Annotated in this window: 16 protein-coding genes and 1 tRNA gene; 6 read left to right on the top strand and 11 right to left on the bottom strand. The window is 71.1% G+C overall.

Going from position 1 to position 16,885, the window contains the following annotated elements; genetic code table 11:
* Positions 1-38: 38 nt before the first annotated feature.
* The 4 genes from AVL59_RS46905 (at position 39) to AVL59_RS46890 (ending at position 2,336) form a co-directional block, all read left to right on the top strand.
* The gene (locus tag AVL59_RS46905) at positions 39-950 is read left to right on the top strand and encodes an ABC transporter ATP-binding protein (RefSeq protein WP_067316597.1); all 912 of its coding nucleotides are present in this window, start codon (positions 39-41) and stop codon (positions 948-950) included.
* 10 nt (positions 951-960) lie between these two features.
* Positions 961-1,680: an ABC transporter permease gene (locus AVL59_RS46900; protein ID WP_067316594.1), complete on the top strand. Its 720-nt coding sequence runs from the start codon at positions 961-963 to the stop codon at positions 1,678-1,680.
* Between the two features lie 89 nt (positions 1,681-1,769).
* Positions 1,770-2,012, top strand: coding sequence for an SGM_3592 family protein (locus tag AVL59_RS46895; protein ID WP_067316592.1), 243 nt, complete (start codon positions 1,770-1,772; stop codon positions 2,010-2,012).
* A 239-nt stretch (positions 2,013-2,251) separates the two neighbouring features.
* A tRNA-Ser gene (locus AVL59_RS46890) sits at positions 2,252-2,336 on the top strand.
* 83 nt (positions 2,337-2,419) lie between these two features.
* Here the strand turns inward: AVL59_RS46890 and AVL59_RS46885 are convergent.
* From AVL59_RS46885 to AVL59_RS46845, 9 genes are all read right to left on the bottom strand, one after another.
* Positions 2,420-3,223, bottom strand: coding sequence for an HAD family hydrolase (locus AVL59_RS46885; protein ID WP_067316590.1), 804 nt, complete (start codon positions 3,221-3,223; stop codon positions 2,420-2,422).
* The gene (gene serS, locus AVL59_RS46880; protein ID WP_067316588.1) at positions 3,220-4,497 is read right to left on the bottom strand and encodes a serine--tRNA ligase; all 1,278 of its coding nucleotides are present in this window, start codon (positions 4,495-4,497) and stop codon (positions 3,220-3,222) included. Before serS ends, AVL59_RS46885 begins: the two co-directional genes overlap by 4 nt.
* A 552-nt stretch (positions 4,498-5,049) precedes the next feature.
* Positions 5,050-5,982: a prephenate dehydratase gene (pheA, locus tag AVL59_RS46875; RefSeq protein WP_067316586.1), complete on the bottom strand. Its 933-nt coding sequence runs from the start codon at positions 5,980-5,982 to the stop codon at positions 5,050-5,052.
* A gap of 81 nt (positions 5,983-6,063) precedes the next feature.
* Positions 6,064-7,368 (bottom strand): iron uptake transporter deferrochelatase/peroxidase subunit, encoded by a 1,305-nt coding sequence (efeB, locus tag AVL59_RS46870; RefSeq protein WP_067316585.1) that lies wholly within the window; start codon positions 7,366-7,368, stop codon positions 6,064-6,066.
* 8 nt (positions 7,369-7,376) lie between these two features.
* On the bottom strand, positions 7,377-9,362 hold the full coding sequence (locus tag AVL59_RS46865; RefSeq protein WP_067316583.1) for a copper resistance CopC/CopD family protein: 1,986 nt from the start codon (positions 9,360-9,362) through the stop codon (positions 7,377-7,379).
* 13 nt (positions 9,363-9,375) lie between these two features.
* Positions 9,376-9,873, bottom strand: coding sequence for a copper chaperone PCu(A)C (locus AVL59_RS46860; RefSeq protein WP_067316581.1), 498 nt, complete (start codon positions 9,871-9,873; stop codon positions 9,376-9,378).
* Positions 9,870-10,523: an SCO family protein gene (locus tag AVL59_RS46855; RefSeq protein ID WP_067316579.1), complete on the bottom strand. Its 654-nt coding sequence runs from the start codon at positions 10,521-10,523 to the stop codon at positions 9,870-9,872. Before AVL59_RS46855 ends, AVL59_RS46860 begins: the two co-directional genes overlap by 4 nt.
* 91 nt (positions 10,524-10,614) lie before the next feature.
* Complete coding sequence (locus AVL59_RS46850) at positions 10,615-11,346, bottom strand: YcnI family copper-binding membrane protein (protein ID WP_067316577.1); 732 nt, start codon at positions 11,344-11,346, stop codon at positions 10,615-10,617.
* A gap of 176 nt (positions 11,347-11,522) precedes the next feature.
* Positions 11,523-12,350 carry a hypothetical protein gene (locus AVL59_RS46845; RefSeq protein WP_067316575.1) on the bottom strand — a complete coding sequence of 276 codons (828 nt, stop codon included), beginning with the start codon at positions 12,348-12,350 and terminating at the stop codon, positions 11,523-11,525.
* 242 nt (positions 12,351-12,592) lie between these two features.
* On the opposite strand from AVL59_RS46845, the gene AVL59_RS46840 reads away from it, so the two are divergent.
* On the top strand, positions 12,593-13,039 hold the full coding sequence (locus AVL59_RS46840) for an ATP-binding protein (protein ID WP_067316573.1): 447 nt from the start codon (positions 12,593-12,595) through the stop codon (positions 13,037-13,039).
* A 38-nt stretch (positions 13,040-13,077) separates the two neighbouring features.
* Positions 13,078-13,656, top strand: coding sequence for a GNAT family N-acetyltransferase (locus AVL59_RS46835; RefSeq protein WP_372450374.1), 579 nt, complete (start codon positions 13,078-13,080; stop codon positions 13,654-13,656).
* Positions 13,657-13,812: 156 nt separating this feature from the next.
* Here AVL59_RS46835 and pdxR read toward each other — a convergent pair whose 3' ends face one another.
* Positions 13,813-15,177 carry a MocR-like pyridoxine biosynthesis transcription factor PdxR gene (gene pdxR / locus AVL59_RS46830; protein ID WP_067316572.1) on the bottom strand — a complete coding sequence of 455 codons (1,365 nt, stop codon included), beginning with the start codon at positions 15,175-15,177 and terminating at the stop codon, positions 13,813-13,815.
* Between the two features lie 145 nt (positions 15,178-15,322).
* Positions 15,323-16,783 carry an aminopeptidase P family protein gene (locus AVL59_RS46825; RefSeq protein ID WP_067318586.1) on the bottom strand — a complete coding sequence of 487 codons (1,461 nt, stop codon included), beginning with the start codon at positions 16,781-16,783 and terminating at the stop codon, positions 15,323-15,325.
* Between the last annotated feature and the right edge of the window lie 102 nt (positions 16,784-16,885).

The raw sequence follows: 16,885 nt of genomic DNA, 5'->3' as shown, positions 1-16,885 counted from the left end.
TCTCCCACCACCACCCTTCCAAGGAATGGGCTGCGCCCATGAGCACTCTCAGCATCGACCACGTCTCCCGCTGGTTCGGCAACGTGGTCGCCGTCAACGACATCACGATGACCATCGGCCCGGGCGTCACGGGCCTGCTCGGCCCCAACGGCGCCGGAAAGTCCACCCTCATCAACATGATGGGCGGCTTCCTCGCCCCCTCCACCGGCTCGGTCACCCTGGACGGGCAGCCGGTGTGGCGCAACGAGACCATCTACAAGCACATCGGCATCGTCCCCGAGCGGGAGGCGATGTACGACTTCCTCACCGGACGCGAGTTCGTCGTCGCCAACGCCGAGCTGCACGGACTGGGCGCCAAGGCGGCCGCGCGGGCCCTCGCCACGGTCGAGATGGAGTACGCGCAGGACCGGAAGATCGCCACGTACTCCAAGGGCATGCGGCAGCGCGTGAAGATGGCCAGCGCCCTGGTCCACGACCCCTCTCTCCTGCTGCTGGACGAGCCGTTCAACGGCATGGACCCGCGCCAGCGGATGCAGCTGATGGACCTCCTCAGGCGCATGGGCGACGAGGGCCGCACGGTGCTGTTCTCCTCGCACATCCTGGAGGAGGTCGAGCAGCTCGCCTGGCACATCGAGGTCGTCGTCGCGGGAAGGCACGCGGCCAGCGGCGACTTCCGCAAGATCCGCCGCCTGATGACCGACCGCCCGCATCGCTACCTGGTGCGCTCCAGCGACGACCGCGCCCTCGCGGCCGCGCTGATCGCCGACCCGTCGACGTCCGGCATCGAGGTGGACGTGACCGAGGGCGCGCTGCGCATCCAGGCCGTCGACTTCGGCCGCTTCACCGCCCTGCTGCCCAAGGTCGCCCGCGACCACGGCATCCGGCTGCTCACGGTCTCGCCGTCCGACGAGTCCCTCGAGTCCGTCTTCTCGTACCTGGTCGCGGCGTAGGAGGCCGAAGATGTACGACCCCACTGTCGCCCGGCTCACCTACCGGGCCCTGCTCGGCCGCCGCCGGGCCCTCATCCTCGGCGCGCTGCCCCTGCTGCTCATCGTGATCTCCGTGGCCGTGCGCGGCCTGACCGGGGCGGACGACCAGACGGCCGCCGACGTCCTCGGCGGGTTCGCGCTCGCCACCATGGTGCCGATCATCGGCGTCATCGCGGGCACCGGAGCGATCGGGCCGGAGATCGACGACGGCTCCGTCGTCTACCTGCTGTCCAAGCCGCTGAAGCGGCCGACGATCATCTTCACCAAGCTGATCGTCGCGATCGCCGTCACCATGGTGTTCTCCGCGGTGCCGACGCTGATCGCGGGCCTGATCCTGAACGGCAACGGACAGCAGGTCGCCGTCGCCTACACGGTGGCCGCGCTGGTGTCCTCCATCGCCTACTCCGCGCTGTTCCTGCTGCTCGGCACGGTCTCCCGGCACGCCGTGGTCTTCGGACTGGTCTACGCCCTCGTCTGGGAGGCCCTGTTCGGCTCCCTGGTGCCCGGCGCGCGCACCCTGAGTGTCCAGCAGTGGTCGCTCGCCGTCGCCCACAAGGTCGCCGGCGGGGACCTGGTGACCTCCGACGTCGGGCTGACGACCGCCACGGTGCTGCTGATCGCGGTCACCGTCCTGGCCACCTGGTACGCCGGCCAGAAGCTGCGCGCGCTGACGCTGGCGGGCGAGGAGTAGGCCTCGACCGGGCGCCGGCGGCCTTGACGGGGACTTCACCTCGGTCCGGGAACACTGGGCGGAGCGGATGTACGGCTAGGAGGCCGCAGATGGCGGAGGAGACGCCGCAGTACGACGCCCGTGGGCGGGCCGACGGTGACGTCTGGGACGAACTGGTCCTGGACGAGAGCTTCGTACGGTCCGCCGAGACCTCCGAGCCCTCCGCGCGGGCCCGGATGCTCGCCGCCCGCTGGCGTGCCGAGGAGCCGGAGCCGCAGCCCTGGCGGTCCGACGAGCCCCCGGCGGGCTGGTTCTTCAGCAAGGCGCGCCGACGCAGGTGGCGCCGCCGGTAATTCGATGGCGTTCGACTCCGCGAGGGGGCACAGTGGTTGTGCCCCTTCCGCCGGGAACGTCCCGGCGTCACGAGCTGGGAGAGGAGTCGGGCGATGTCCATGCACGGCAGTACGCCCAGCTCCCGACAGGGCAGTTCGCGGCGGTCTCCGGAGTAGCCATTACCTCTCCGTGGAGCCGCCGACTGCCCGGGGCGGCCGCTTCGAGCACGCGATGACGCTCTCGCGTGGGCCGCCCACCCGGAGGATTGGCCGAGTGGTAAGGCACTGGCTTGCTAAGCCATGGTCGGGGACTTCCCCGCGCACGTTCGATCCGTGCATCCTCCGCGAGACGTTGCCCCTGGGGCTTGGCCGGCATTTCAGGGCTCGGGGCCGGCGACGGTCCGCAAGTCCCACGACGGGACTCGCGGCTAACCCAGCAACCGCTCCAGCACGACCGCGATGCCGTCCTCCTCGTTCGAGGCCGTCACCTCGTCCGCTATCGCCCTCAGGTCCTCGTGGGCGTTGGCCATGGCCACCCCGCGGGCTGCCCAGGCGAACATCGGGATGTCGTTGGGCATGTCGCCGAAGGCGATCGTGTCGGCCGCCTTCAGGCCCAGGCGGCGAGCCGCGAGGGACAGGCCCGTGGCCTTGGACAGGCCGAGCGGCAGGAGTTCGACGAGCCCCTCGCCCGCCATGGCGACCGTGACGAAACCACCGGCCGCCCGGCGGGCCACCTCCGCCAGATCGTCGTCGCTCAGCGTCGGGTGCTGTATGTAGATCTTGTTCAGCGGGGCGGTCCACAGGTCGGACGCGTCGGTGAACGGGGTCGCGGGGAGCGCGCCCTTGGTCGCGTAGCCGGGCCCCACCAGCACCTCGCCGTCCAGGCCGTCCCGGCTCGCCGCCAGGTACAGCGGGCCCACCTCGGCCTCGATCTTCGCCAGGGCCACGCCCGCCAGCTGCCGGTCCAGGGTCACGGACGTCAGCAGGCGGTGCTCCCCGGCGTCGTACACCTGCGCGCCCTGGCCGCAGACGGCGAGGCCGTCGTAGCCGAGGTCGTCGAGGATGTGCCGGGTCCAGGGGACCGCGCGTCCGGTGACGACGATGTGCGCCGCGCCCGTCGCGGTGGCCGCGGCGAGCGCCTCACGGGTGCGCCGCGAGATCGACTCGTCGGAGCGCAGGAGCGTTCCGTCGAGGTCGGTGGCGATGAGACGGAAGGGGAATCCGGAGCTCACTTGGCGACGGGCTCCAGGACCTCCCGGCCGCCCAGGTACGGGCGCAGCACCTTGGGCACGTACACCGAGCCGTCGGCCTGCTGGTGGTTCTCCAGGATCGCCACGATCGTGCGCGGTACGGCGCACAGGGTGCCGTTGAGCGTGGCCAGCGGGCGGACCTGCTTGCCCTCGCGGACACGGATGGACAGACGGCGGGACTGGAACTCGGTGCAGTCCGAGGTCGAGGTCAGCTCGCGGTACTTGCCCTGGGTCGGGATCCACGCCTCACAGTCGTACTTGCGCGAGGCCGAGGCGCCGAGGTCGGCGGAGGCGACGTCGATCACGCGGAACGGCAGCTCCAGCGAGGTCAGCCACTGCTTCTCCCACTCCAGCAGGCGCTTGTGCTCCTCCTGCGAGTCCTCGGGAGTGACGTACGAGAACATCTCGACCTTGTCGAACTGGTGCACACGGAAGATGCCCCGGGTGTCCTTGCCGTGCGAGCCGGCCTCGCGGCGGAAGCACGGGGAGAAGCCCGCGTAGCGCAGCGGCAGCTGGTCGGCGTCGAGGATCTCGTCCATGTGATAGGCCGCCAGCGGGACCTCGGAGGTGCCGACCAGGTACAGGTCGTCCTTGTCGAGGTGGTAGACGTCCTGGGCCGCCTGGCCGAGGAAGCCGGTGCCGGCCATGGACTGCGGGCGGACCAGCGCCGGGGTGAGCATCGGCGTGAAGCCGGCCGCGGTGGCCTGCGAGATCGCCGCGTTCACCAGGGCCAGCTCCAGCAGGGCGCCGACACCGGTGAGGAAGTAGAAACGGGAGCCGGACACCTTGGCGCCGCGCTCGACGTCGATCGCGCCGAGGCGCTGGCCCAGCTCCAGGTGGTCCTTGGGCTCGAAGCCCTCGGCACCGAAGTCACGGATGGTGCCGTGCGTCTCCAGCGTGACGAAGTCCTCCTCGCCGCCGACGGGCACGTCGGGGTGGACGAGGTTGCCGAGCCGCTGGAGCAGCTCCTGGGTCTCGGTGTCGGCGGCGTCACGCTCGGCGTCGGCGGCCTTGACGTCGGCCTTCAGCTGCTCCGCGCGCTTGAGCAGCTCGGCCTTCTCGTCGGCGGTGGCCTTGGGGATCAGCTTGCCGAGCTGCTTCTGCTCGGCACGCAGCTCGTCGAAGCGGACGCCGGAGGACCTGCGCCGCTCGTCGGCAGACAGGAGAGCGTCGACGAGCGCGACGTCCTCTCCACGGGCGCGCTGGGACGCGCGCACACGGTCGGGGTCCTCACGGAGCAGGCGAAGGTCAATCACGTGGCCAAGGCTACCGGTGTCGGCTCACGCGCCACGACTCACTATGGCGACTCATGGCTTACGTGCCGTTATGGGGTAATTGCGCAGAGTGTCTGAGTCGGTCAATAAAAGCCGTCTCATTACCTGGAACGTAGCAGCTGATGAACGCCTGGTTGACCGGATTCCCTTGCGCGGAGCGGCACTTGGGGACGCGGTTGTCCACAGGAATCCACGCCCTCGGGAGAGTTATCCACAGGCTGTGCGGAAAGTCTGTGGACTTCGGAATTGATCACTCCGGTACTGGCCGCCGGACTGAAGAATTCCCTGCTTAAACAGGGGTGACACCCACCTTCGGGTGGAAAGGGGTCGCTCCAAAAGATGAATCAAAGGAAACGAGTGGACGAAGGGTGACTTGCGGGGCGGCGGCCCCAAGAGGGACTTCCAGGGCGATTTGTCGACTGGGTCGCCCGCCCCTGTCGACTTGTCCCCAGGTCGAGAAGCGGACCTGTGGATAACTTCTGTGGATAACGAAGATATGCAGGTAGGACCAGCCTGAAGCGGTCCACGACCGCGTTAGAAGCGGCCGTCCTGGCAGCGCGCCACCCAGTCGGCCGCCGCCACGAACTCCTCGTCCGAGGTCCCCGTCAGGGTGGGCCGGGCCTCGCCCGGCTTGATGTCGGCGCGTGGATAGGAGCCCAGGAAGCGCACCTGGAGACAGATCCGCTTCAGCCCCATCAGCGCCTCGGCGACCCGCCGGTCGGAGATATGGCCTTCGGCGTCGATGCAGAAGCAGTAGTTGCCGATGCCCGCGCCGGTCGGCCGGGACTGCAGCAGCATCAGGTTGATGCCCCGGGTGGCGAACTCGCCGAGCAGGTCACGCAGGGCGCCGGGGTGGTCGTCCCGCTGCCACAGCACCACCGAGGTCTTGTCGGCGCCGGTCGGTGCGGCGGGCCGGGCCGGGCGGCCGACCAGCACGAACCGGGTCTGCGCGTTCTCCGCGTCGTGGATCCCGGTCTCCAGGGCCTCGAGGCCGTACCGGGCGGCGGCGAACTCGCCCGCGAAGGCGGCGTCGTACTGGCCCTCCTGGACCAGGCGCGCGGCGTCCGCGTTGGAGGCGGCCGACTCCCAGTGGGCGTCGGGGAGGTTCTTCTTGAGCCAGTTGCGGACCTGCGGCTGGGCGGCCGGATGCGCGGAGACCGTCTTGATGTCGGACAGCGTGGTGCCCGGCCGGACCAGCAGTGCGAAGGTGATCGACAGCAGCACCTCGCGGTAGATCATCAGCGGCTCGCCCGCGACCAGCTCGTCCAAGGTGGTGGTGATGCCGCCCTCTACGGAGTTCTCGATCGGCACGAACGCGGCCTCGGCCTCGCCGGTCCGCACCGCGTCCAGCGCGGACTGCACCGAGACATAGGGGATCAGCTCCCGGGTGGCCGCCTCCGGAAGTGTGCGCAGGGCGACTTCGGTGAAGGTGCCTTCGGGACCGAGATACGCATAGCTCGCTGGCATGTCCTCACCCTAATGGCCGCCGTGACACGCGTCGCCTGTATCGCACGCGCGCCACCCGACCGGGTGGTTTCAAACCCGGAATCACCCTTCCAGCAGCCGCTGGCCCACGTACTCTCCGTCGGCCGCACCGCCGGGCACCGCGAACAGGCCGCTCGACTCGTGCCGGATGAACCTCGACAGCGCGTCCCCGCGGTCGAGCTTGCGCTGCACCGGTACGAAGCCGCGCAGCGGGTCCGCCTGCCAGCAGACGAACAGCAGACCGGCGTCCGGCGTCCCGTCCGCGTCGATGCCGTCGTGGTAGGAGAACGGGCGCCGGAGCATGGCGGCGCCGCCGTTCCGGTCGGGCCGGGTGATCCGGGCGTGCGCGTTGACAGGGACGACGTACTCGCCCTTGGCGTCGGCCTTCTCCAGGTCCATCGGGGTCGTCTCGGTGCCTCCGGACAGCGGCGCCCCATCGGTCTTGCGGCGTCCGATGACCGCCTCCTGGGCCGTGAGCGACAGCTTCTCCCAGTCGTCCAGCAGCATGCGGATACGGCGTACGACGGCGTAGGAGCCGTTCGCCATCCACGCGGGCTCTCCGGAGGCGGGCACGAAGATCCGCTTGTCGAAGTCGGCGTCGGCCGGCTTCGGATTGCGGGTGCCGTCGAGCTGGCCCATGAGGTTGCGGGCCGTCATCGGGTGGGCGGTGGTGCCCGGGGTGCGGTTGAAGCCGTTCATCTGCCAGCGGACGCGGGCCGCGCCGCCCGCGTCCTTCTGGACGGCGCGCAGCGCGTGGAAGGCGACCAGGGCGTCGTCCGCGCCGATCTGCACCCACAGATCGCCGTCGCTGCGCGCCTTGTCGAGGTGGTCGGAGGAGAAGTCGGGCAGGGGGTCGAGGGCGCCCGGCCGCTGCTTCTCCAGACCGGTCCTGGCGAAGAAGCCGTGGCCGAAGCCGAAGGTGATCGTCAGCGACGACGGGCCCGCGTCCCGGGCCACGTCGGTGTCCTCGTGCGGGGCGGCCTCGCCCGCCATCAGCCGCTCGGCCGTCGCCGACCAGCGGCGCAGCAGGGCCGCCGCCTCCTTGCGGCCCGCGCCCGCCGCCAGGTCGAAGGCGACGAGGTGGCCGCGGGCCTGCAAGCCCTCGGTGATGCCGGGCTGATGTTTCCCGTGAAACATCGCCCGGCCCGAGCCCACCGAGGTCAGCGGAGTGGCCTGGGCGGGCGCGGACGCGTAGCCCACGGCCCCGCCGGCCGCGCCGAGCACGAGCCCGGTGGCGCCGGCGCTGCCGAGCAGCGCGCGCCGGGAGACGCCCCGGCCGCTGCCGGAAGCGGGCTCTTGCGCCGTGGAACCCGGCTCCCGCGCCGCGGAGTCGGACGTACGGGCCTGGGGGATGGACTGGTCGGGCATGGTGGGGTTCAGCCGATCTGCGCGTTCTTGGAGACGGTCACCTGGTCGATGTCGGAGGTCCGCACGGTCACGGCGATCTTCCAGTCGCCGGCCATGGGGATCTGCACGCCGCTCGCCGACCAGTGGCCGGTGGTGATGTGGTCGGGATTCACGGGAAGCGGCCCGATCTTCTTCTCCGTGAGGGTGAAGGCGACCTTCACCTCGGGGATGTCGAAGGCGCGTCCGTTGGGCCGCTGGACATAGACGTGCATCTCGTTGCCGCCCACGCGCGCGGGGTCGAGATCGATCCGGACGAGGCCCTTGCCGTCGGTGCCGCCGGTGTCGAAGGGCATGTCCAGGGTCAGTGCGCCGGACGACGAGGACGACGACGAGGAGGAAGAAGAGCTGGCGGAGGACGAGGCGGCGGCCTTGGCCTCCTGCTCGGTGCGGCCCGGCTCGGTCTGGGTCAGCCAGGTAGCCACGGCGAGCAGCACCACCGCGACGCCCGCCTCGGCGAGCACCGAGCGGCGCAGGCCGAAGCGGTTCGGGTCGGCGTCCCGCAGCCGCTTCAGCCGGGCGGCGTCCACCGCGGCTCGCTGCCGGGCGAGCTGGGCGGCCCGCTTGCCCCCGCCGGTCCCCTTCGTGTCGCCGGACGCGGTCTTGGCCGCGGAGACGTGCTCCTTCTCGCGCTGCTTCGCCTTCTTGGTGACGGTCGTGTCCGCGCTGTCTGTGATCTCCGGGAGTCGTCCCGTCCAGCGCCGCGAGATCCACGCGATGCCCACGAGCAGCGCCACGAGACCGATCTTGACCAGCAGCAACTGGCCGTACCGGGTCTCGGTGAACGCCGACCAGGAGCCCAGTTGGCGCCAGGCCTGGTAGGTGCCGGTGGCGACCAGGGTGAGGACGGAGCAGAACGCGAGGCGGGAGAACCGGCGGACGGCGGCGGCCTCGATCGGGGTGTCCGCGGGCGCCCGGTACAGGGCGACGAGCAGGGCGGTGAGGCCGCCCAGCCAGGTGGCGACGGCCAGCAGATGGAGGACGTCGACGGGCATGGCGATGCCCGGCTGGAGCCCGGTGGAGGCGTGCTCGGCCATGGCCCAGCTCGCCGCGAGGCCGGCGGCCACGACCGCCCCGCCGATCGCGAGCCCGAAGGTCAGGTCGCGCTTCTCCTCGCCCTCCTCGCTGGAATCAGGCAGCCGGCGCGTGGCGCCGTCGTTCAGGGTGGTGGGTTCCGGGCGGGCGTAGGCGCCGAAGAGGACGGCGATGAACAGCGCGGCGGCGGCGAGCAGCAGCAGCCGGGAGACCAGCGCCGCGCCGGTCTTGGTCCGCAGCACCTGGCCGAGCAGGTCCAGGTCGAAGATGTCGCCGAACGCGCCCGAGGTGGTGTAGGAGCCGCGCAGGAGCAGCAGCCACAGAGTGGCCGTGGTGAGCGCGAGCCAGCCGCCGACCACGAGCCGCTGCACGGCCCGTACGCCCGAGCCGCGCCGCCAGCAGGCCAGCACGAAGGCGGCTCCGCCCGCCAGCACGATGAACCCGGCGTACGAGACGTACCGTCCGAACCCGTAGAGCCAGCCGACGACCCCGCCGCCCGCCGCGGTCCCGACGCCGGAGACGACGGTCTGCGAGGGCGCGCCGATCGAGAAGGTGTAGGCGCCGGAGACGGGGTGGCTGTCCGCCGAGACGACCTGGTAGGCGACCGTGTAGGTGCCCTTGGCGAGGCCGCTCTTGAGCCGCACGGCGTACGTCGTCCCGCTCACGTTGGCGGGCGAGCCGACCTCGACCTTCTTGCCCTTGGGGTCGAGGACCTGCAGTGAGTCGTCGTTCATCGCCACCTTCTCGGAGAAGGTGAGCGACACCTGGGTGGGCGCCTTGTCGACCACCACCCCCTGTGCGGGGTCGCTGCCGGTGAGCGCGGCGTGCGCGGAGGCCGGTCCGGCGCCCGCGAGCAGCGCGCCGGTGACGGCGAGGAGCAGCAGCACCAGGGTCCGCAGGCGGGGGGTGATGGTCCGGGTCACGGTGGTCCCTCCCTCAGTGTCCGGTCGACGGGTTGTACGTGGCGGACTCCACCGGCATCTCGACGGTGAGGGGCCCGGATTCGGCGAAGGTGAGCTTCAGGGCGATCTTCTGGCCCTGCTGTGGCTTGCGCTTCAGCTTCTCGAACATCAGATGGTTGCCACCACTTTTGAACACGAGCCGGCCATGGGCCGGGACGGCGAAGGAGGTCTTCTCCTCCATGGCCCCGCCGACGGTGCTGTGCATGGTGACCTGGCCGGCGACGTCGCTGGTGACCGAGGTCAGCTCGTCCTTCGTGCCGCCCCGGTTGGCTATCGTGAGGAACCCGGCGGCCATGTCGGCGGAGACCGGCTGGGGCATGTAGGACGCGCTGACGGACAGCTCGGCCTTCGCGGAGTCCTTCGCGGAGTCTTTCGCGGAGCCGGAGTCCGAGCCGGAGTCCGAGCCGGAGCCGCAGCCCGTGAGGGCCAGGGCGCCCGCGAGCGCGGCCGCGGGCAGAAGTGCACGCCTCACGGCTTCGCTCCCTCGACGAGCTTCGGCAGGTCCTTGGTGTAGTCGTCGACCGTGGCGTCCTCGCCGTAGAGGACGTAACCCCCGTCGGTCTTCGGCGAGAAGGCGATGACCTGGGTGCCGTGGACCGAGACGAGCTTGCCGTTCTTGTCCTTCTTCGTCGGCTCGACGGAGATGCCGAGGGAGCGGGCACCCGCCTGGATGGTGGGGAAGTCGCCGGTCAGGCCGATGAACTGGGGGTCGATGCCCTTGAGCCACTTGCCGAGTTCGGCCGGGGTGTCGCGGCCCGGGTCGGTGGTGACGAACACGACCCTGAGGTTGTTCTGCTCGGCCTTGGGCAGCGCCTTCTTCGCGACGGCGATGTTGCTCATCGTCGTCGGGCAGATGTCGGGGCAGTGCGTGTAGCCGAAGTAGACCAGGGTGGGGTGGCCCTTGGTCTCGGCGCGCAGGTCGTACTTCTTGCCGTGCGTGTCGGTGAGCACCAGGTCCGGCTTCGCGAACGGCTGGTCGAGGATGGTCGCGGCCTTGCCCGAGTCGGTCTCCTCGGAGACCACGGCGACGGGCGACTTGCCGTCGTTGCCGCTGCCGCAGGCGGAGAGGGTCAGGGTGGCGGCGGCGAGCAGCGCGGCCGCGGCGAACGTCTTCTTGCGCATAGAGAAATGTCCCAGATGTGAGAACTCCGGCGCGCACCGGGGGTCGTACGACAGCCTCGCACGACCTCTGGTGCGCGTGCGGAACGGTGGGTCAGGCGGTACGGCGGCGGCCGGCGAGGACGCCGTAGGCCACACCCGCGGCGCCGACGACGATGCCGACCACGCCGAGCACGCGCGCGGTGGTGTCACTGCCGCCGTCCGAGCCCGCGGCGGCCGTCTTCTCGGTCTTGCCGTCGCTCTTGTCGGAGGCGTCCTCGGCCGTGGAGCCGCCGTGGTGGTCGCCGGTGGCGGCGGCGGACAGCTCCAGCACCGGAGCCGGGTTCTCGGGCTCGGCCTGGCCGTCCTGCGGCACCTCGATCCAGCGCACGACCTCCTTGTTGGAGTACGTCTGGATCGCCTTGAAGACGAGCTGGTCGGTGTTCTCGGGCAGGGCGCCGACGGAGAGCGGGAACTTCTGGAAGTAGCCGGGCTCGATGCCCTTGCCGTCGGCGGTCCAGGTGACCTTGGTGACGGCCTCGTCGATCTTCTCGCCGTGCATCGTCAGCGGCTTGTCCAGCTTGGACTTGGTGACCTTCACGGTCCAGCCGGGGAGGGGCTCGGGCATGACGGAGGCCAGCGGGTGGTCGGCCGGGAAGTTCACCTCGAGCTTGGTGGTCGAGGCGTCGTCGCGTTCGTTGGGGACCTTGAAGTCGACGACCGCGTAGCCGCCCTTGGCCGCGGCGCCCTCGGGCTGCACGCTGACGTGCGCGAAGGCGGGGGCGGACAGGGCGAGGACGGTGGTGCCCGCGGCGGCTGCGGCGGCGGCGATGCGAGAAGCCTTCATGGCTGGGAGCACTCCACTGTGAGTGAGTTCCGGTGGTGATCGGGAGTACGCGTGCGCGTGGCGGTGCCGTTCGAGGCATCACCGGTCGATGTGCGCACGCGCGCGTGCCGCGCGACGGCGGCCCCTCCCGTCCGGCTCTTCCGTTTCCGGCTGCGGTGGGGTGTGGTCGCGTCGCGTCAGGCGGCGAGGAGGAACGCGGCGGCGGGCGGGCCGCGCCGGATCACCGTGTGCTGGAGCGCGGTGGTGTGCGGGGCGGGCGTCTCGTCCCGGGTGGTGCGGCGGCCGCGCGGACGGGGCTCGGCCGTGGGGAGCAGCCCGGCGCACAGGGCGTGCGTCAGCGCGAGCGCCGCGCGCAGGGATCGTACGAGCGCCCCCTCGGTGACTCCATGCGCCGATAGCTCGATCAGCCGCAGCACGGCGAGGTCACCTCGGCGCAGCAGCCAGCCGGCGGCGACGGCCGCGAGGACATGGGCGAGCAGCATCGGCAGGGAGGGCAGCAGCGGCGCCGAGGGGCCGGTGGCGTCCTGCATGTGGTGCATGACCGGCACGGCGCCCACGGCCCGGCCCGAGGGGTCGATGAGGTGCGCGTCGAGCAGGAGCCGGTAGGCGTGTCCGGGGGTGAGCGCCGCCGGTGAGGACCCGCACACGAACCGGGCGGCCCGCTCGACGAGCGCGGGCCGGCTCAGCGTTCCGTCCGTCTGGCTCATCGGCATCGCGCTCGCGGCCCCGTGCTGACCCAGCCCGAACAGCGTGTGCAGCACGGTCTGGCCGAGCGCGAGGAGGGCGGCGATACCCGGCAGCGAGCGTGCCCGCCCGGCGAGCGGTGCCACGAGCAGCAGGGAGCCCAGGAATCCCGCGCCGAGCGTCCACAGGGGCACGCGCGCGCAGGAGGCCAGTGTGTGCCCGGCCGCGGCCAGCACGACACAGACCGCGGCGAACACCGCGGCCCGCAGGATCCGGAGTCCGGCTCCGGGGCGCGCCGTGCGCGGGTGGGGGGCAGTCATGGCGGCCTCATCATCGCACTGGCCTTACCCGAGTCCTACGGCAGGTCGCGGGATTTCGTCACGGCGGGAAGGCCGCCGTGACGGCTGGAAGATCGTCTTCCGTCGAAATCCATGCCCTCATACACCGATTCCTCCCGGGGCGCATCGCCTGAATGGGCGGAGTCACGTCAATGGAGTGCTTACGGCCGCGTGCGGGCGGCAATACGTATCGGTATGTCGAGCCGCGGCCAGGAGGCTGGAGCATGAGCATCTGGTGGTCACTCCATCTGCGTCGCGAGGCCGCGTCCGTCCCGCTCGCCCGTCGGCTGCTGATCGGCACCATGGAGACGGCGGGTGTCGACCCGGACGTCTCCTACGACTTGTCCGTCGCGCTCAGCGAGGCCTGCGCGAACGCCGTCGAGCACGGCGGGGGCGCCGCGTTCGGAGACCGTTCGGAGGCCTACCGGGTGACGGCGTATCTCGACGGCGAGAAGTGCCGGATCGAGGTGGCCGACGCGGGCCCCGGGTTCACCCGCGCCCAGGAGATCCGGCCCGCCCGCGCGGACGCCGAACACGGCCGCGGGCTGTGTCTGATCAGAGAACTCGCCGATCACGTCCACATCGGCGCCAAACCGGGCCGGGGCGGGACGGTGGTGAGCTTCGACAAGATGCTCAAGTGGAAGAAAGATCCTTCCCTGCTTACGGCATGACGGCACCCTTAATGGGCCTACGGGGCTAAAGTGCGCGCATGCTGATCAATCGCCTGGAAATGGAAGACGAGGAAATAGCGGGCGGTGTGTTCCTGCGCGCCCTCGCACCGGACGACGCTTTCGCGCTCGCCTCCGCATATACACGGAACCGGAAACACCTCGAACCGTGGGAGCCGGTCAGACCGGACTCCTTCTTCACCGTCGAGGGCCAGGCCGAGCGCATCGACTCGCTGTTGGGGCAGGCCGCCGAGGGTGCCGTGCTGCCCTGGGTGTTCGAGACTTCGGACGGGCGGATCGTGGGCGCGGTCACCTTGTCCGGTATTTCGCGCGGTCCTTTCTGCAGTTCGTATATCGGGTACTGGGTCGCCGCCGACCAGCAGAACAGGGGGCTGGCCAGCGCGGCGGTGCGGCAGGTCTGCCGTATCGCCCGGGACCGGGAGGGGCTGCACCGGATCGAGGCGTCGACGCTGACCGAGAACACCGGTTCGCAGCGGGTGCTTCAGAAATGCGGTTTCGAACCGATCGGGCTCGCCCCGAATTACCTTCATATCAACGGGGCGTGGCGGGACTGCCGGATCTTCCAGCGGGTGCTGCACGACCACGCCCCGGTGCCGTAAAGGTGGCTTTTCGGCCTGCTTCCCTGTTCCTCGGTCTTCACAGCCTCGTGGTCGCCGGCCACCGGACTCGACGGCGCCGGGCCCGGTGCGCAGGCTGGAGCCACCGGCACCGGCGGTCCCGCGGCGCGGGCCGCCGTCGTGCCCGCGCCGCCCGACTCAGGCGTCCAGCACCTTCGCCAGTACCTCCAGCGCCTCCGGGTACAGCCGTTCCCGGGGGGTGCCGTAGCCGACGACCAGGCCCTGTGGGCGGGCCTCGGCCGGTGTGTGCCAGTGGTCGCCGAGGGCGCCGAGCGCGAGTCCCTCCGCCTCGGCGCGGGCCAGGGCCTCGGCCTCGTCGGGCACGTCGATCAGCGCGTGCAGCCCGGCCGCGATGCCGCGCACGCCGCGCCGCGTCCCGAGCCGGTCCAGCAACTGGTCCCGGCGGCGCCGGTAACGCAGCCGGCACGCGCGTACGTGCCGGTCGTAGGCGTGGCTGTCGATCAGCTCGGCGAGCGCCAGCTGGCCGATGGTCTCGGTGTGGTGGTCGCTGTGCAGCTTGGCGTCGGCGACCGCGTCGACCAGCTGCGGCGGCAGCACCATCCAGCCGAGGCGCAGCGCGGGGCCGAGGGTCTTGGAGGCGGTGCCCAGGTACACCACCTGGCCCGGTGCCATCCCCTGCAGCGCGCCGACCGGCTGGCGGTCGTAGCGGAACTCGCCGTCGTAGTCGTCCTCGACGATGAGCCCGCCACGCGCGCGTGCCCAGTCGGTGAGCGCGCGCCGCCGCTCGGGGTGCAGGGTCACACCGGTCGGGTACTGGTGGGCCGGGGTGACCACCACGGCGGCCGCCTCGCCCAGCTCGCCGGCCCGGACCCCGCGCTCGTCCACCCCGACCGGCAGCACGGTCCCGCCGTTGTGCCGCACCACCTCCCGGTGGAAGGCCAGCCCGGGGTCCTCCATGGCGAGACAGGCGCCGTCCAGCACGCGTGTGAGGAGCGCGAGTCCCTGGACGTAGCCGGAGGTGATCACGATCCGCTCGGGTGGCGCGAGCACGCCACGCGCCCGCCCCAGATAGCCCGAGAGCGCGGTGCGCAGTTCGATCCGGCCGCGTGGGTCGCCGTAGTCGTACGCCAGGGAGGGCGCCGTCGCGATGGCGCGGCGCAGCGCGCGCAGCCAGGCCGCCGCGGGGAACGCGCCCACGTCGGGGCTGCCGGGCCGCAGGTCGAAGCGCGGCGCACGCGCGCGTGCGTGGGCCTGTGGCGCCTCGGAGTCCACGGCGGGCAGCGAGGCGACCCGGGTGCCCGAGCCCTGCCGTGCCATCAGGTATCCCTCGGCGACCAGCTGGTCGTAGGCGGCCTTGGCCGTTCCCCGCGAGATGCCGAGTTCGGCGGCGAGCCGCCGGGTGGCCGGGAGCTGGGTCCCGGGCGTCAGCCGTCCGTCCCGTACGGCGTCTCGCAGCGCCATCTCCAGCCCCGCTCTTCGCCCCGCCGCCGCTTCGGGTTCCAGGTGCAGGTCGACACCGATTCCGGACCAGAAGTCGTTCACGATCCCCCCAACGTGAGACCCGCGCCCCGAAAGGGGCGCGGGACTGTGCCGATATGCGGCTCTGCCGCGTGGGCGCGGCCGGTCACGACGTCCGCGCACACGAAATGGCCGGGCACCCACCGGTACCCGGCCATTCAGTCTGACGTCAGCCCTTCAGCGACGCCATCCATTCCTCGACCTCGTCCGAGCGTCGGGGCAGCGCGGCGGAAAGGTTTCGGTTGCCGTCCTCGGTGACGAGGATGTCGTCCTCGATGCGGACGCCGATGCCCCGGTACTCCGCGGGGACCGTCAGGTCGTCGGCCTGGAAGTACAGGCCCGGCTCGACGGTGAGCACCATGCCCGGCTCCAGCGTGCCGTCCACGTACGTCTCGGTCCGCGCGGCCGCGCAGTCGTGGACGTCCATGCCGAGCATGTGGCCGGTGCCGTGCAGGGTCCAGCGGCGCTGCAGGCCCAGCTCCAGGACGCGCTCGACCGGGCCCTCGACCAGGCCCCACTCGACGAGCCTCTCGGTGAGGACGCGCTGGGCGGCGTCATGGAAGTCGCGGTACTTGGCGCCCGGCCTGACGGCCGCGATACCGGCCTCCTGGGCCTCGTACACGGCGTCGTAGATCTTCTTCTGGATCTCGCTGTACGTGCCGTTGACCGGCAGCGTGCGCGTGACGTCCGCGGTGTACAGGGTGTGCGTCTCCACGCCCGCGTCGAGCAGGAGCAGGTCGCCGGAGCGGACCGGGCCGTCGTTGCGCACCCAGTGCAGCGTGCAGGCGTGCGGGCCGGACGCGCAGATGGAGCCGTAGCCGACGTCGTTGCCCTCCACGCGCGCGCGGAGGAAGAACGTGCCCTCGATGTAGCGCTCGCTCGTCGCCTCGGCCTTGTCGAGGACCTTGACGACGTCCTCGAAGCCGCGCGCGGTCGAGTCGCAGGCCTTCTGCAGCTCGCCGATCTCGAACTCGTCCTTGACCAGTCGCATCTCGGAGAGGAAGACGCGCAGCTCCTCGTCGCGCTCGCCGGTGACCTTGTCGGTCAGGGCGGCCTCGATGCCGGCGTCGTGGCCGCGCACCACGCGGACCGGTCCGGTGGCCTCGCGCAGCGTGTCGGCCAGCTCGCGCACGTCGGCGGCCGGGATGCCGTACAGCGCCTCGGACTCGGTCAGGGAGTGGCGGCGGCCGACCCACAGCTCGCCCTGGCCGGAGAGCCAGAACTCGCCGTTCTCGCGGTCGGAGCGGGGCAGAAGGTAGATCGTCTCCTTGTGGCCCTCGGCCGACGGCTCCAGGACGAGGACGCCGTCCTCCGTCTGGTTGCCGGTCAGGTAGGCGTACTCGACCGAGGCGCGGAAGGGGTACTCGGTGTCGTTCGAGCGGGTCCTCAGGTTGCCCGCGGGGATGACGAGACGCTCGCCGGGAAAGCGCGCGGAGAGCGCGGCGCGGCGGCGGGCGGTCTCGGCGGCCTGCGGGATCGGCTCCAGGTCACGCAGCTCCGTGTCGGCCCAGCCGGACTTCATGTTCTCGGCAAGCTCGTCGGAGACACCCGGGTACAGGCCGTTCTTCCGCTGCTTGATGGGCTCCTCGGACTCTTCCACCGGGGTCTCCGGGTTGAGTTCGTCGGCCACGTGATCCTCCTCGGTACGGCGTGTGATCTCCCCCGGCGGTCCGGCGCTCGCGACTGTGACCGAGCGGGGGACCTCCATCATCGTACGGTCGTACCAGGGTGA

It is taken from the genome of Streptomyces griseochromogenes, from assembly GCF_001542625.1.
In the GTDB taxonomy this organism is placed as follows: Bacteria; Actinomycetota; Actinomycetes; order Streptomycetales; family Streptomycetaceae; genus Streptomyces; species Streptomyces griseochromogenes.
The sequence above is the reverse complement of the archived record's forward strand: the minus strand, read 5'-3'. Positions and strand labels throughout refer to the sequence as shown.